Origin of the sequence: Nocardiopsis chromatogenes YIM 90109, assembly GCF_000341185.1 — a bacterium.
GTDB lineage: Bacteria > Actinomycetota > Actinomycetes > Streptosporangiales > Streptosporangiaceae > Nocardiopsis_A > Nocardiopsis_A chromatogenes.
In genome coordinates, this window is the sequence record NZ_ANBH01000199.1 from 1 (window position 1) to 15,655 (window position 15,655).

General features: G+C 75.4%; 15 protein-coding genes. 13 read left to right on the forward strand and 2 right to left on the reverse strand.

What is annotated here, in order from left to right:
- The 6 genes from D476_RS0119175 to hutI form a co-directional block, all read left to right on the forward strand.
- A partial coding sequence (locus D476_RS0119175) for a LysR substrate-binding domain-containing protein (protein WP_017625549.1) occupies window positions 1–404 on the forward strand: 404 nt, incomplete at its 5' end.
- A gap of 83 nt (window positions 405–487) precedes the next feature.
- Complete coding sequence (gene hutH / locus D476_RS0119180; protein WP_017625550.1) at window positions 488–2,056, forward strand: histidine ammonia-lyase; 1,569 nt, start codon at window positions 488–490, stop codon at window positions 2,054–2,056.
- Window positions 2,057–2,087: 31 nt separating this feature from the next.
- Window positions 2,088–3,761 (forward strand): urocanate hydratase, encoded by a 1,674-nt coding sequence (gene hutU, locus D476_RS0119185; protein ID WP_017625551.1) that lies wholly within the window; start codon window positions 2,088–2,090, stop codon window positions 3,759–3,761.
- Window positions 3,754–4,983, forward strand: a complete 1,230-nt coding sequence (locus tag D476_RS0119190; RefSeq protein ID WP_017625552.1) for an allantoate amidohydrolase — start codon at window positions 3,754–3,756, stop codon at window positions 4,981–4,983. Before hutU ends, D476_RS0119190 begins: the two co-directional genes overlap by 8 nt.
- Window positions 4,984–5,526: 543 nt before the next feature.
- Entirely contained in the window at window positions 5,527–6,939 is a 1,413-nt protein-coding gene (locus D476_RS0119195; RefSeq protein ID WP_017625553.1) for a formimidoylglutamate deiminase, read from the forward strand.
- Between the two features lie 70 nt (window positions 6,940–7,009).
- Entirely contained in the window at window positions 7,010–8,245 is a 1,236-nt protein-coding gene (gene hutI / locus D476_RS0119200; RefSeq protein WP_017625554.1) for an imidazolonepropionase, read from the forward strand.
- A gap of 299 nt (window positions 8,246–8,544) precedes the next feature.
- Here the strand turns inward: hutI and D476_RS39940 are convergent, their stop codons facing one another.
- Window positions 8,545–8,679 (reverse strand): hypothetical protein, encoded by a 135-nt coding sequence (locus tag D476_RS39940; protein WP_017625555.1) that lies wholly within the window; start codon window positions 8,677–8,679, stop codon window positions 8,545–8,547.
- A gap of 252 nt (window positions 8,680–8,931) precedes the next feature.
- The gene (locus tag D476_RS0119210; protein WP_017625556.1) at window positions 8,932–9,225 is read right to left on the reverse strand and encodes an Lsr2 family protein; all 294 of its coding nucleotides are present in this window, start codon (window positions 9,223–9,225) and stop codon (window positions 8,932–8,934) included.
- Between the two features lie 358 nt (window positions 9,226–9,583).
- On the opposite strand from D476_RS0119210, the gene D476_RS0119215 reads away from it, so the two are divergent.
- The 7 genes from D476_RS0119215 (at window position 9,584) to D476_RS0119245 (ending at window position 15,577) form a co-directional block, all read left to right on the forward strand.
- On the forward strand, window positions 9,584–10,036 hold the full coding sequence (locus D476_RS0119215) for a DoxX family protein (protein WP_017625557.1): 453 nt from the start codon (window positions 9,584–9,586) through the stop codon (window positions 10,034–10,036).
- Window positions 10,037–10,334: 298 nt separating this feature from the next.
- Window positions 10,335–10,742, forward strand: a complete 408-nt coding sequence (locus tag D476_RS0119220; protein WP_017625558.1) for a DUF485 domain-containing protein — start codon at window positions 10,335–10,337, stop codon at window positions 10,740–10,742.
- An 8-nt stretch (window positions 10,743–10,750) separates the two neighbouring features.
- Window positions 10,751–12,433: a solute symporter family protein gene (locus tag D476_RS0119225; protein WP_017625559.1), complete on the forward strand. Its 1,683-nt coding sequence runs from the start codon at window positions 10,751–10,753 to the stop codon at window positions 12,431–12,433.
- 69 nt (window positions 12,434–12,502) lie between these two features.
- Window positions 12,503–13,039: a DUF1697 domain-containing protein gene (locus D476_RS0119230; protein ID WP_026123659.1), complete on the forward strand. Its 537-nt coding sequence runs from the start codon at window positions 12,503–12,505 to the stop codon at window positions 13,037–13,039.
- A 115-nt stretch (window positions 13,040–13,154) separates the two neighbouring features.
- Window positions 13,155–13,787 carry a DsbA family oxidoreductase gene (locus D476_RS0119235; protein ID WP_017625561.1) on the forward strand — a complete coding sequence of 211 codons (633 nt, stop codon included), beginning with the start codon at window positions 13,155–13,157 and terminating at the stop codon, window positions 13,785–13,787.
- A 188-nt stretch (window positions 13,788–13,975) separates the two neighbouring features.
- On the forward strand, window positions 13,976–14,707 hold the full coding sequence (locus tag D476_RS0119240) for a metallophosphoesterase (RefSeq protein ID WP_017625562.1): 732 nt from the start codon (window positions 13,976–13,978) through the stop codon (window positions 14,705–14,707).
- Between the two features lie 3 nt (window positions 14,708–14,710).
- A complete protein-coding gene (locus tag D476_RS0119245) occupies window positions 14,711–15,577 on the forward strand; it encodes a phosphotransferase (protein ID WP_017625563.1) in 867 nt (288 codons plus the stop codon).
- The last annotated feature ends 78 nt before the right edge of the window (window positions 15,578–15,655 follow it).

Here is a 15,655-nt window from a genome sequence, read left to right on the forward strand (position 1 = left end):
TTCCGGACGGGCACCGGCTGGCCGGGCGGGCGGCGGCGGGGGAGGCCGCGGTCGAGCTGGCCGAGGCCGCGGGGGACGACTGGATCGCCTCCAAGGACGAGTGCCACCAGGGGTGGGTGGTGCAGGCGGCCTGCTCGGCCGCGGGTTTCACCCCGCACTACACCCACCGGGTGTCGGACTGGACCGGGGTCCTGGCGCTCATCCGCGCCGGGCTCGGGGTGACCCTGGGCCCGCGGATGCTCCCGCTGCACGAGGGCGGCGGGGTGTCCCGCGTGCGCTTGGCGGGCGGGGGAGCCCCGGGGCGCAGCATCTTCACCGTCGTGCGCAGGGGCGCCGCCGACCGCCCCGCCGTGGCCCATGGCCTGGAGGCCCTGGAAAAGGTGGCCGTCGGGCTGGAGGTGTGAACCGCGGGGCGGCGTCTGAGATATCGGACAGAGCGTGCGCGGCGGTGCTGCGGCGCCCCCCTCTGAGGGCGTGGAATGGGGGTATGTCCATCACCGCTACCGGAACCGCCGCCGACGCCGCCGAAGTCGTCGTCGGCCGCTCCTCCCTCACCGCCGACGACGTCGTCGCCGTCGCCCGCGGCGGCGCGCGGGTGCGCCTCGCCGACGACGCCCTCAAGGCGCTCGCCGACGGCCGCGACCGCGTGCGCGCCCTGGCCGAGGGCGAGCGGCCCGCCTACGGCGTCAGCACCGGCTTCGGCGCCCTGGCCACCCGCCACATCGCCCCCGACCTGCGCGCCCGCCTGCAGCGCTCGCTCGTGCGCTCGCACGCCGCCGGGTCCGGCCCCGAGGTGGAGCGCGAGGTGGTGCGCGCCCTGATGCTGCTGCGGCTGCGCACCCTGGCCTCCGGCGGCACCGGCGTGGAGCCCGCCACCGCCCGCGCCCTCGCAGGGCTCCTCAACGCGGGCATCACCCCCGTCGTGCTGGAGTACGGCAGCCTCGGCTGCTCCGGCGACCTGGCCCCGCTCAGCCACGTCGCCCTGGCCCTGATGGGCGAAGGCGAGGTCCGCGACGCCTCCGGCGCGCTCCGCCCCGCCGACGACGCGCTGCGCGCCGCCGGGCTGGAGCCGGTCGAGCTCGGCGCCAAGGAGGGCCTGGCGCTGATCAACGGCACCGACGGCATGCTCGGCATGCTCCTGCTGGCCTGCCACGACCTGGAGCGGCTGCTGCGCACCGCGGACGTCACCGCCGCCATGAGCGTGGAGGCGCTGCTGGGCACCGACCGCGTGTTCGCCGCCGACCTCCAGCAGATGCGCCCGCACCCCGGCCAGGCCGACGCCGCCGCCAACATGCTCGCCCTGCTCGACGGCTCGCCCATCGTCGCCTCGCACCGCGGCCCCGACTGCACCCGCGTGCAGGACGCCTACTCGCTGCGGTGCGCCCCGCAGGTCGCCGGGGCCGCACGGGACACCCTGGCGCACGCCCGCACCGTCGCCGAGCGCGAACTCGCCGCCGTCATCGACAACCCGGTGATCACCCCGGACGGCCGCGTGGAGTCCAACGGCAATTTCCACGGCGCCCCCGTCGGCTACGTCCTCGACTTCCTCGCGATCGCCGCCGCCGACGTGGCCTCCATCGCCGAGCGCCGCACCGACCGGATGCTCGACGTGGCCCGCTCGCACGGCCTGCCCGCGTTCCTGGCCGACGACCCGGGCGTGGACTCGGGCCACATGATCGCCCAGTACACCCAGGCCGGGCTGGTCTCGGAGATGAAGCGGCTCGCCGCACCGGCCAGCGTCGACTCCATCCCCTCCTCGGCGATGCAGGAGGACCACGTCTCCATGGGCTGGGCGGCCGCCCGCAAGCTGCGCCGCGCCGTCGCCGCCCTGACCGACGTGCTCGCCGTCGAGCTGCTCACCGCCGCCCGCGCCCTGGACCTGCGCTCCCCGCTGGAGCCCGGCCCGGCCACCGGCGCCGTGCGCGACGCGGTCCGCACCCGCGTGCCCGGCCCCGGCCCCGACCGCTACCTCGCCCCGGAGATCGCCGAGGTCGCGGCCCTGATCGCCGACGGCACCGTGGTGTCGGCCGCCGGGTCCGTCACCCCCCTGCGCTGAACCCCCGCCCGCGCTGCACACAGGAGGCGTCATGGCAGGCGAATCCACGCCCCGCACCGTCCGCGCCCCGCGCGGGACCGCCCGCACCGCCAAGGGCTGGCCCCAGGAGGCCGCCCTGCGGATGCTGCACAACAACCTCGACCCGGAGGTGGCCGAGCACCCCGAGCGGCTCGTCGTCTACGGCGGCACCGGCAAGGCCGCCCGCGACTGGGCCAGCTTCGACCGGATCACCGCCTCCCTGCGCGACCTGGAGGGCGACGAGACCCTGCTCGTGCAGTCGGGCCGCCCGGTCGGCATCATGCGCACCCACGAGTGGGCGCCCCGGGTGCTCATCGCCAACTCCAACCTGGTGGGCGACTGGGCCAACTGGGAGGAGTTCCGCCGCCTGGAGGCGCTGGGCCTGACCATGTACGGCCAGATGACCGCCGGGTCCTGGATCTACATCGGCACCCAGGGCATCCTCCAGGGCACCTACGAGACCTTCGGCGCGGTCGCCGCCAAGCGCGGCGGCACCCTGGAGGGCACCATCACCCTCACCGCCGGGCTCGGCGGCATGGGCGGCGCCCAGCCGCTCGCCGTCACGATGAACGGCGGCGCGGCCATCGTCGTCGAGTGCGACCCCAGCCGCATCGACCGCCGCATCGAGCACCGGTACCTGGACGTGCGCGCCGACAGCGTCGACGAGGCGCTGCGCCTGGCCACCGAGGCCCGCGACGCCCGCCGCCCGCTGTCGGTGGGCCTGCTCGGCAACGCCGCCGAGGTGCTTCCCGAGCTGCTGCGCCGGGGCGCCCCCATCGACATCGTCACCGACCAGACCAGCGCCCACGACCCGCTGTCCTACCTCCCGGCCGGGGTGGCCTTCGAGGACTGGGCCGACTACGCGGCCGCCAAGCCCGCCGAGTTCACCTCCCGCGCCCGCGCGTCCATGGCCGCGCACGTGGAGGCCATGGTCGGGTTCCTGGACGCCGGTGCCGAGGTGTTCGACTACGGCAACTCCATCCGCGGCGAGGCCCGCGAGGCCGGGTTCGCCCGCGCCTTCGACTTCCCCGGGTTCGTGCCCGCCTACATCCGCCCGCTGTTCTGCGAGGGCAAGGGGCCGTTCCGGTGGGCGGCGCTGTCCGGCGACCCCGCCGACATCGCCCGAACCGACCGCGCCGTGCTGGACCTGTTCCCGGAGAACGACCACCTGGCCCGGTGGATCCGCATGGCCGGGCAGAAGGTCGCCTTCCAGGGCCTGCCCGCCCGCATCTGCTGGCTGGGCCAGGGCGAGCGGGCGCGGGCCGGGGAGCGGTTCAACGAACTGGTGGCCTCCGGCGAGGTGAGCGCCCCGCTGGCGATCGGCCGCGACCACCTGGACACCGGGTCGGTCGCCTCCCCCTACCGGGAGACCGAGTCGATGCGCGACGGCTCCGACGCCATCGCCGACTGGCCGCTGCTCAACGCCCTGGTCAACACCGCCTCCGGCGCCTCGTGGGTGTCGCTGCACCACGGCGGCGGGGTCGGCATGGGCCGCTCCCTGCACGCCGGGCAGGTCAGCGTCGCCGACGGCACCGGACTCGCGGCGCGGAAGCTGCGGCGGGTGCTCACCAACGACCCGGGCATGGGCGTCATCCGGCACGCCGACGCGGGCTACCCCGAGGCCGAGGCCGTCGCCGAGCGCGAGGGCCTGCGCCTGCCGATGCGGGAGGGCGGCGCCGGTGCCTGACCCCTCCGTCACCGCCGAAACCGCCGACACCGCCTTCGACCGCCTCTGGGACGAGCTGGCCCCCATCGGCCGCCACGCCGCGACCGGCGGGCAACNCCCCGAGCTGCGCGACTGGTTCCACCGGGCCGCCGCCGACGCGGGCCTGGACGTGGAGACCGACGGCAACGGCAACATGTGGGCCTGGTGGGGCGCCCCCGGCCCGGACGCCGTGGTCACCGGCTCCCACCTGGACTCGGTGCCCGACGGCGGCGCCTACGACGGCCCGCTGGGCGTGGTCAGCGCCCTGGCGGCCGTCGCCGAGCTGCGCCGCCGCGGCGTCCGCCCGCGCCGCCCCGTCGCGGTCGCCGTCTTCGCCGAGGAGGAGGGCGCCCGCTTCGGCGTGCCCTGCCTGGGCAGCCGCCTGCTCACCGGGGCCGTCACCGCGGAGTGGGCGGCCGCCCTGGCCGACCCCTCCGGCACCACCTGGGCCCACGCCATGGAGGAGGCGGGCCTGGACCCGGACCGGATGGGGCCCGACCCCGAACGGCTGTCCCGCATCGGCTGCTTCGTCGAGCTGCACGTGGAACAGGGCCGCGCCCTGGCCGACCTGGACCGCGCGGTCGGCGCCGCCCGCTCCATCTGGCCGCACGGCCGCTGGCGCTGGACCTTCACCGGCCGCGCCGACCATGCGGGCACCACGCGCCTGGAGGACCGGCGCGACCCGATGCTGCCCATGGCCCGCATGGTGCTGGCGGCCCGCGCGGCGGCGGCCGAGCACGGCGCGGTGGCCACCGTGGGCCGGGTGGAGGCCGAGCCGAACGGCACCAACGCGATCGCCTCCCGGGTGCGGGCCTGGCTGGACGCGCGTGCGCCCGGCGCCGCGAGCCTGGAGGCGGTGGTGGGCGACGTCGCCGCCGAGGTGCGCCGGGCCGCCGGGGAGCAGGGCGTCACCGCCGAGGAGCACCAGGAGTCCGACACCCCCGTGGTCGAGTTCGACGGGGGCCTGCGCGACCGGGTGGCGGCCGTGGCCGGAGGCGCGGAGGGCCCCGCGCCGGTCCTGCCGACCGGAGCGGGCCACGACGCCGGGGTGCTGGCCGGGTCGGTACCGACGGCGATGCTGTTCGTGCGGAACCCGACCGGGGTGTCCCACTCACCGGAGGAGTTCGCCGAGCGCGCCGACTGCCACGCGGGGGTGCGGGCGCTGGCCGACGTCCTGCAGGACCTGTCAGGAGAAGAGGTCTGACATCCGCGCGCGAAGAGGAGGAGAGGAGCGGTGCGGAGGCCGCCGGGGAAGGCGCGCCGACCGGCGCCTCCCCGCGCGGCGGCCGCCTCACCGTCGAGCAGAGTGGAGCCCGGCCGTGCTCGGCGGTGACGAAGGCGGGTGCGACGGGACGCGGTCGAACGGCCGCGGCAGTGGGCACCGGCACGCCGGACGGCCCCCGGGCGGGGCCGCGTCCTCTGGAGCGGTGAAGCTTTCGGCGGCCGTGGCCGCCTGCCCACAGGCATCCCGCCGGTGCGGACACCTCCGGCCCGGTTCCCCGTCGATCCCGGCGGAAGCGACGCTACGAGCGCGGTTTTCGCGGCGTTTCCCCCGAGATCGACAACGAGAGGGACAACGGAGGAATGACACCACTCCAGCGAACGCGGCCTCGGGCGGTACCGGCCCCCTACCGGCCCGTTCGCTCAATCCGAGACGGCCCGTCGGCACGTGCAGGCGGGGGCGGGGTCCACGGACCGGCCGGGCGCCCCGCCACCCCCGTCCATCCCGACAGTGAAGGAGAAGTGCGTGTCCGCCACCGACCACCGCGACGGGCTGTACTGGTGCGAATGGGCCCTCGTCGACCCCGAGCCCGGTCAGGGGGCCGACGTCGGGGCGGCCGCGCCCGGTGCCGTCATCGAGGTCCGCGACGGCCGGATCGCCTCCGTCGGCACCGGCGAGCCCGCGCCCCCGCCCGGGGCCGAGCGCCTGGACGGCCTCGCGGTGCCCGGGTTCGCCAACGCCCACTCCCACGCCTTCCACCGCGCCCTGCGCGGCCGCACCGGCGAGCACGGCGGCTCCTTCTGGACCTGGCGCGAGCTGATGTACCGCGCCGCCGAGCGCCTGACCCCCGACTCCTACCGCGCCCTCGCCGCCGGGGTGTACGCGGAGATGGCCCTGGCCGGTGTCACCTGCGTCGGCGAGTTCCACTACCTCCACCACGCCCCCGGCGGCAAGCGCTACGGCGACCCCAACGCCATGGGCGCCGCCCTCGTCGCGGCCGCCGCCGACGCCGGGATCCGCATCACCCTCCTGGACACCCTCTACCTCGCCGGGGGCCTCGACCCCGACGGCGGGCACCGCCCCCTGGAGGGCGCCCAGCTCCGCTTCGGCGACGGCGGCGCCGAGGAGTGGGCCGAGCGCGTCGCCGCCTTCCGCCCCGACGGCGGCCACGCCCGCGTGGGCACCGCCGCGCACTCGGTGCGGGCCGTCCCCGCCGACCAGCTCGCCCGCTTCGCCGCCCTGCACGGTTCCGGCGGCCTCGACTGGGCCGCCCCGCACGTCCACCTGTCCGAGCAGCCCGCCGAGAACGCGGCCTGCCGCGCCCACTACGGCCGCACCCCCACCGCCCACCTGGAGCGGGCGGGCCTGTTCGCCGACCTGAACCCGGTGGCGGTGCACGCCACCCACCTGGAGCCCGCCGACACGGCCCTGCTGCGCGAGGCCGCCGCCGGGGTGTGCCTGTGCCCGACCACCGAGCGCGACCTCGCCGACGGCCTGCCGCCGCTGGCCGACCTCGACCCCGCCCGCGTCGCCCTGTCCCTGGGCAGTGACGGCCACTCCACCATCGACCTGCTGGAGGAGGCGCGCGGGGCGGAGATGCACGAGCGGCTGCGCACCGGCCGCCGCGGCACCGTCTCCGCGTCGATGCTGCTGGACGCCCTGCACGAGGGCGGCCACACCGACGCCCTCGGATGGCACGACGCCGGGTGGATCGCCCCGGGCAAGCGCGCCGACCTGGTCGTGCTCGACCTGGGCTCGGCGCGCATGGCCGGATTCGACCCGCGCCGCGCCGCCGACGCCGCCGTGTTCGCGGCCACGGTGGCCGAGGTGCGCCACACCATGGCCGACGGCCGGTGGATCGTGCGCGACCGCGTGCACACCGCCCTGCCCGACGCCGCCGCCCGCCTGCACACCGCCATCACCGAGCTGCTGGCCTGAGGCCACTGGCACGGGCCACTGCCACGGGCCCCGCCGCCCGGACGCGGGGAACGACCACGAAGGAGCCCAGATGACCGGACCGACGCCCGACGGAACCGCCCCCGCCGATGCCGCGCCCGAGACGGTGCTCATCGACGGCATCGGCCTCCTGGCCACCAACGACCCCTCCCTCGGGGAGGGCGTCACCGGCGCCATCGCCGACGCCGCCCTGGTGATCGAGGGCGGGACCGTCGCCTGGGCCGGTCCGGCCTCCCGGGCGCCCGCCGCCGACGCCCGCGTCGGTGCCGGGGGCCGCTGTGTCGTGCCCGGCTTCGTCGACAGCCACTCGCACATCGTCTTCGCCGGGGACCGGGGCAAGGAGTTCGGTGCCCGGATGAGCGGGCGCCCCTACGAGGCCGGGGGCATCCGCACCACGGTCGCGGCCACCCGCGCCGCGACCGACGCCGACCTGCTGGACAAGGCCACCCGCCTGTTCAACGAGGCCCGCGCCCAGGGCACCACCACCCTGGAGGTCAAGTCCGGCTACGGCCTCAGCACCGCCGACGAGGAGCGGGCGCTGCGCGTCGCGGGCCGCCTCACCGAGGAGACCACCTTCCTGGGCGCGCACATCGTCCCGCCGGAGTACGCCGACGACCCGCAGGGCTACGTCGACCTGGTCACCGGCGAGATGCTCGACGCCTGCGCCCCGCACGCCCGCTGGATCGACGTGTTCTGCGAGCGCGGAGCCTTCGACGAGGAGGCCTCCCGGCGCATCCTCGAGGCGGGCATGGACCGCGGCCTGCTCGCCCGCGTGCACGGCAACCAGCTCGGCCCGGGGCCCGGGGCACGCCTGGCCGCCGAGCTCGGCGCCGCGTCGGTCGACCACTGCACCTACCTGGAGCCCGAGGACGTGGAGGCGCTGGCGGCCTCGGACACCGTCGCCACCCTGCTGCCCGGGGTCGACTTCTCCACCCGCCAGCCCTACCCGGATGCGCGCGCCCTGATCGACGCCGGCGCCACCGTCGCCCTGGCCAGCGACTGCAACCCGGGGTCCTGCTTCACCTCCAGCCTGGCGTTCTGCATCGCCCTGGCGGTGCGCGAGATGCGGATGACCCCCGAGGAGGCGCTGTGGGCGGCCACCGCGGGCGGGGCGCGGGCGCTGCGCCGCACCGACGTGGGGCACCTCGCCCCGGGGGCCCGCGCCGACCTCCTCGTGCTCGACGCGCCCGACCCGGTCTACCTGGCCTACCGCCCCGGCGTGCCGATGACGGCGGCCGTGTGGCGGGAGGGCCGACCGGTCGCGGGGGCGGAACTCACCCGGGGTTGACCCGGCCGTAGCGCGCCGGAAACCTCGGCCCTGCAGGCTGTTCGGTGACGGCGGGGCCACAAGGGTCACGGGGCCCCGCCCGAGTCCGAGGAGGTGCCGGTGCACCGAATCGGCCCTGTACCGCCTCGGGGCCGCAGGACGGCAGGGGCGCGAGTGCCGGGAGCCAGGGGTGCGCTCCCGGAACCGTGGAGGGGACCGGACGCCAGGGAATCCGGTCCCCCGCCCCCGAACCCGGGGTGTGCGGCGGTGCGGGGTGTCCCGGCGAGGCGGTGTCGGACGCCGGGGCGCCCCCGCCGCCGTCAGCGGCGCGCCGGCAGGCTCGTGCGCCGCCCGTACAGCAGGTACACCGCGATGCCGACCGCGGGCGGCACCGGCGACAGCGGGGTGCGGAACGCGCGCGGCAGGTCGGGCCGGGTGCGGCGGAGCACCACCACGCCCCGTCCCGCGACATCGCGAAGGCGACCCGGGACTGGGCCATCAGCAATACCAGGATGACCGTGGTGATGCCGACGATCCCGCCCAGCGAGATCAGCGTGCCCGCCCGGTCGGCGCCGACGGCGCGGAACGCCTCGGCCGGTGAGGCGCGGAGATCATACCGTTCGCGCAGTCCAGCGGGGTGACCGCCGGATTCGGGAAGGCGCCGCAGGGGCGTGGGCCCCCGCGGCGGACGCCGGATGCGCGGCCGGTCAGGCCTCGGCGGACTCCTCGTCGGAGGCGCCGTCGGCGGACGCGTCCGCGGCCTCGGCGGACGGGGTCTTGGCCGGTTCGGCCTTCTTGGCGGCGCGGCGCTTCTTGACCGGGCGGGAGTAGTCGACGAGCGGCTCGAAGCGGGTCTCGTGCTCCTTCTTGCACTCGTCGCAGGCGTCGATCTCGCGGACCTGGCCCTCCCAGGCGAACTGGATGACCTCAGTCGCCTCGACCTTCTCGTCGCGGACGGCGTGCTGGTCGCAATACTTGCGCGTGAAGACCTCGGTGACCACGGCGGTGGCATCCCTTCGGTTCGGGGTGGGTACGGACGCCCGAATCATACACGTGTTCGATGCCCTGGTCTCGGGGTTCGCGCGAGGCCGTCGCCGCGCGCACCCGGGCGGAGCCGCGCAGGGGGGGCGCCCGCGGGGCATGGAGAGGTTCGGGGAAAAGCCTAGTGGATCGCGTGCGGGGCCGGTCGGGCGGCGCGCGTGCGCGAGGCGGGCATGGCGGACGTCACTCCGCCTATCGTTTCTTAGGAAGATATTTTCTGGTTTGATGATGGACCGGCGTCACGGCGTCGCGCGCCGTGACCGCCACCGTCCGGAAACGAGGCCGCCGACGGGCGGCAGACAGGGAATCGACGAGACGATGAACGTACTCACCGGCCGGGCCAGTGGCCCGGCGGCGGATGCCACCGCACTCATCGCCCGTATCGCCGTGGGAATCGTGTTCATCGCGCACGGGTGGCAGAAGATCAGTGAGATGGGGCTGGGCGGCACCGCCGGAATGATGGGGAGCATGGGGATCCCCGCGCCCCAGGCCGCGGCCCTCTTCGCCATCGTCGTCGAGCTGGGCGGCGGCGTGCTGCTCCTGGTCGGCCTCCTCCAGCCGGTCGCCGGGGTGCTGCTGGCCCTGCAGATGGGCGGCGCCATCCTCTTCGTGCACGCGGGCAACGGCTTGATCGGCGAGGGCGGCTACGAGCTCCCGCTGGTCCTGGGCCTGAGCGCGCTGGCCCTCGGCTTCAACGGCGGCCGGTTCGCGCTGGACCGCCTGCTCCCCTGGGGCAGCGAGCGCCGCCCGCAGGAGGCCGCGGCGGCCTGACCCCGGCCCCCGCGATGCATCAGGGGCGGGCACGCAATTGCGTGCCCGCCCCTTGCATATGAGCCGCGCCGCCGGGGGCGGATCCGCCGCCGCGGCGGCACAGTGGCGCCCGTATCCCCATCCTTCGGGCATCCCGCACCACGATTTCGGAGTACCGCACCCGTCTGGCCTGGCGACTGCCTATCGTGGGCCACCACTGCGCGCTGCGGCACGGGGCGCGTCCTCAGGGGCGGGGGGAGAGCCGGACCCTGCGGATGCCGTGGCGCCGTTCTCGACGTTTCTCGGGGGAGGAGCAGCGTTGCGGTATCTGGAAGAGGGGGAGGCCGGTGCGGCGCCCGCTGACGAGGGGACGGGGGCGCCATCCCAGCGCGCCTCACGCCTGGCCGCGGACGCGCGCTTCGTCCGGCTGCGCCGCCGGTTCGCGGTGCAGTCGGTGCTGCTCGTGACGGTCTTCCTGGGCTGGTACATGGCCTACCTGGTGCTGTCGGTCTACGCCCGCGGCCTGATGGCGGTCCCGGTGTACGGCGCCGTCAACGTCGGCCTGCTGCTGGGGGTGGGGCAGTTCGCCACCACCTTCCTGCTGGCCTGGCTGTTCGTCTGGTACTCCGAGCACCGGCTGGACCCCCTGGCCGAGGAGATCCGCGCCGACGCCGAGCAGGCCCGCGCCGCGGCGCTGGCCCGCGAGGGACGGGTGGTGCGCCCGTGACGTCCGCAGTGCAGGAGGCCGCGCAGGGCCTCGACGCCGCCCACGCCTGGACCCTGGCGCTGTGCGGGCTGTTCATCTTCGTCACCCTCGCCATCACGGTGCGCGCCCGGCGCAGCACCAAGGGCGCCGTCGACTACTACGCCGGGGGCCGCGGCTTCAGCAGCACCCAGAACGGGCTGGCGCTGACCGGCGACTACCTGTCCGCCGCCTCCTTCCTCGGCATCGCCGGGCTCATCGCCCTGCACGGCTACGACGGCTTCCTCTACTCCATCGGGTTCCTGGTGGCCTGGCTGCTGGTGCTGCCCATGGCCCAGCTCATGCGCAACTGCGGCCGGTTCACCATGGCCGACCTGCCCGCCTTCCGCATGCGCCGGATGCGGGTACGCCTGGCCTGCACCACCTCCACCGTCACGGTGAGCGTGGTCTACCTGATCGCCCAGATGGTGGGGGCGGGCGCGCTGGTCACCATGCTGCTCGGCATCGACCGGGGCGGCACCTTCCTCGGCATGTCCGGCGAGCAGACCCGCACCGCCGCCATCGTCCTGGTCGGCGTGCTCATGGTCGTCTACATCATGTACGGCGGCATGAAGGCCGCCACGTGGCTGCAGATCATCAAGGCGGGCCTGCTGCTCACCGCCACCGGCCTGATGACCGTCATGGTGCTGGCGGTGTTCGGGTTCGACGTCAGCGCCCTGCTCACCCGCGCCGCCGACAACAGCGGCCAGGGCCAGGCGTTCCTGGAGCCGGGGCGGCTGTTCGGGGTCGAGGTGGCCGGGGACCCGCTGCAGAGCCTGTACAACAAGCTCGACCTGTTCAGCCTCGGGCTGGCGCTCGTGCTCGGCACGGCCGCCCTGCCGCACATCCTCATCCGCTTCTACACCGTGCCCGACGGGCGCGCCGCCCGCACCTCGGTCAAGCGCACCATCGTGCTGGTCGGGGTGTTCTACCTGATGACGCTGGCACTCGGCTTCGGCGCGGCGGCGCTGGTCGGGCCGGAGCGGATCGCCGCCCAGGACCCCTCCGGCAACGCGGCGGTGCCCCAGCTCGCCGCCGAGCTGGGCCGGATCGCGGCCGGGCCGGTGGGGGCGGCGCTCATGCTGGCGTTCGTGTCCGCGGTGGCGCTGGCGACGATACTCGCGGTGATCGCCAGCCTCACCCTGGCCTCGTCGTCGTCCATGGCGCACGACTTCTTCGGGCACATCCTGATGTGGGGCCGCCCCAAGGAGTCCCAGGAGGTGGGGGTCGCCCGGTTCTCGGCGGTGCTCGTCGGCGCGGTGGCGATCCTGCTGGCGGTGCGCGCCCAGCACCTCAACGTCGCCTTCCTGGTGGGGCTGGCGTTCGCGATCGCGGCCGCCGCCAACCTGCCGGTGATCGTGCTGACCATGTTCTGGCGCGGGTTCAACACCAAGGGCGTGGAGTGGGGCGTGTACGGCGGGCTGGGCTGCTCGCTGCTGCTGGTGCTGCTGTCGCCGGTGGTGTCGGGCAAGACCCACCCGCTGACGGGGGAGAACCTGTCGCTGCTTCCCTCGTGGGTGGACATCCAGGTGTTCCCGCTGGAGAACCCGGGGCTGGTGGCGATCCCGTTCGGGTTCGTCTCCGCCGTCATCGGGTCCCTGACGTCGGGGGAGAAGGACGGGGCCCGGTACCGGGAGATGCGGCTGCGCGCCCTGACGGGCCTCGGCGCGAACTGAGCGGACCGGTCCGGGCCGAGCGGCGCGGACCGGCCGCCGCCGTCGGTGCCCCGTGGCACCATCGCCCGTATGACTCGATACGCGGCGCTGTTGCGGGGCGTCAACGTCGGAGGCAGGCGCAAGGTCCCCATGGCCGACCTGCGCGAGGTGCTGGCGGGGCTCGGGCACGCCGACCCCGCCACGCTGCTGCAGAGCGGCAACGCGGTCTTCACGGCGCGCGGAGGGGCCGGCGGCGAGGCGCTCCGGGCCGAACTGGAGGGGGCGCTGGCGGACCGGTTCGGCTTCCCCGTCGAGGCGCTGTTGCGCGACGAGGCGGAGCTGTCCGCCGCCGTGGACGCCAACCCCCTGGAGGTCGGCGACCCTTCGCGGTTCCTCGTGCTCTTCCTCGACGGGCCGATCGCCCCCGCCGACCTGGCGGGGATCGACGCCGGCGCCCACGCGCCCGAGACGATGGCGGCGGGGGAGCGGGAGGTCTACCTCGCCCTCCCGGACGGCCTGCGCAATGCCAGACTTCCCGGCTTGGTCGAACGGGCGCTGCGCGGGCGCACCGCCACCGGACGCAACTGGCGCACCGTGGTGCGGCTGCTCGACATGGTGCGCGGATGATCACCCGCGGCCGGTGCGCCGCGGCCCGCCGAGGACGGAATAGCGCGCCCTGAGCCGGTGTTCCCGCTCTTCGCGGGCGCGCACGCGTCCGGCGAGCGACCACCGAGGGGAACCCGTGCGCATCGACATCTGGTCCGACATCGTCTGCCCGTGGTGCTACATCGGCAAGGCCCGCTTCGAGCGCGCCCTCGCCGGTTTCGAGCACGCCGACGAGGTGGAGGTGGAGTTCCACAGCTTCCGGCTGGACCCGTCGGCGCCGGAGGAGCCCGAGCCCGTGCTCGACGCCCTCGCCGACAAGTACGGCATGAGCGCGGACCAGGCCCGCGCAGCGGACGCGGGCGCCCGCGCCAACGCCGAAGGGGAGGGGCTCCCCTTCACCTCCGAGCGGTCGCACGCCAACACCTTCGACGCGCACCGGCTGCTCCACCTGGCCCGGGACCGGGGGGTGCAGCGCGAGGCCGTCGACACCCTCTTCCGCGCCTACTTCGGGGAGGGCGCCGACGTGTTCGGCCGCGATGCGCTCGTCGGACTCGCCGAGAAGGCCGGGCTGGACGCGGACGAGGCGCGCCGGGTGCTGGAAGGGCGCCAGTACGCCGACCACGTCGAGGACGACACGGAACAGGCCCGCGCGCTGGGGGCGACCGGGGTGCCGTTCTTCGTGATCGACGAGCGGTACGGGGTGTCCGGGGCGCAGCCCGCGGACGTGTTCACCCAGGTGCTGGAGAAGGCCTGGGAAGAGAGGGACTGAGGCCCGGGCGCGGCCGGGCCGCGCCCCACCGGCGTCCCTCCGACGGACGCCGCCCCCGCCCATCGCCGTGGCCTCAGGGTTCACCGGACGAGCCGGACCCGAGGAAGCGGTCGCCACCCCGATTGGTGCGAGAGCCCGCGACACGGGGACAATCGTGTCCACCGGCTCCGCACCCCTCAGGAGATGCCATGCCCGTTCTCGCGCACATCAGCGATACCCACTTCGACGGAGGCGAGCGCAGCGTCGAGCGCGCCCGCCGGGCAGTGGACTACATCGCGCGGATGCGGACCGTCGACGCCGTCGTGCACACCGGCGACGTCGTGGACAAGGGGGCACCGGAGGAGTACGCGCAGGCCCGCGAGACGCTCCGGTTCGACGTCCCGATGATGGTGTGCCCCGGCAACCACGACGCGCGCGAGGCGATGCGCGAGCACCTGTTCGGCGAGGCCCCGGACGGCGGACCGGTGGACGGGGTGCACCGGCTGCCCGGCGCCACCGTGATCACGTGCGACACCTCGGTCCCGGGGCAGCCGTGGGGCCGCCTGGAGGACGACACCCTGGACATGGTGGAGTCCGAGCTGCGGCGCGCCCCCGACACCGACCCGGTGCTGCTGGCCTTCCACCACCCGCCGGTGGACCTCGGGTCGGACTACACCGACCCGATCCGCCAGCGCGGCGAGCAGCGCCTGGCCGAGCTGGTGGGCCGCCGCCCCGAGGTGGTGGCGATGCTGTGCGGCCACGTGCACACCGCCTCGGTGAGCACGTTCGCGGGGCGGCCGCTGCTGGTGGCCCCGTCGGTCGCCTCCACCCTGCGCACCGACTGGGAGCCGGAGGGGGAGGAGAAGGACCCGCCGGTGATGATCGCGATCCACCACATCGACGATGACGGCCGCGTGACCACCCACTACCGGGCGGTTTGAGGCGTGCGAAGCTACGACGGCCGAGCCGACGGCCCGGACGGAACGGAGACCGCCCTGGCGGCGGGGGACGTCACCGAGGGCGTGGTGCGCGTCGGGGGGACGGTCCGCCGTCCGGCCCAGCCGCAGAGCCCCGCCGTCGCCGCCTACCTGGACCACCTGGAGTCGGAGGGGTTCGACGGCGCGCCCCGGTTCCTGGGGCGGGACGGCCAAGGGCGCGACGTGCTGACGTTCGTCCCCGGCGACGTGGCGGGAAGCCCTCCGGAGCCGTGGGCGGCCGATGCCGGGCTGCTGGCCTCGGTGGGCAGGCTGCTGCGCCGCCTGCACGACGCCTCGGAGGGGTTCCTGCGCGAGAGCGGGTTCGCCGCCCCGGACGGCGGGGTGTGGCGCCGCCACCTGGTCCCGGTCGAGGTGCCGGTTCCGGACCCGGAGCCGGAGCTGGTGTGCCACTTGGACGTGACCCCGCAGAACGTGGTGGTGCGCGACGGGCGGGCGGCGGCCCTCATCGACTTCGACCTGGCGGGTCCGGGAACGCGACTGCTGGACGTGTACAACACGGCCATGCACTGGGCGCCCTTGGGCGCGCCCGAGGACGTCTACGAGGGCTGGCCGGTCCGCGGCGCCCGGGCGCGTCTTGAGCGCGTGCGGATCCTGGCGGACGCCTACGGCCTCGGCGAGGAGGCGCGCGAGGCCATGCCCGACCTGGCCGTCTCCCGGTGCGCATCGTCCTGGCACCGGATGAAGGCGTCGGCCGAGCAACTCGGCGGCGGCTGGGCCCGCATGTGGGACGAGGGCGTGGGAGAGGTGATCCTGCGCCGTGAGGGATGGCTGAAGGAGCACCGCCAGGAGATGCTGGACGCCCTGCTGGGATGAAGGAGGAGGCGGCGACGGCATGGCGGGCCGCCGCCCTTTGCCGCCGCCGCCTTCCACCCCGCGCTCCGGTGGCCTGGG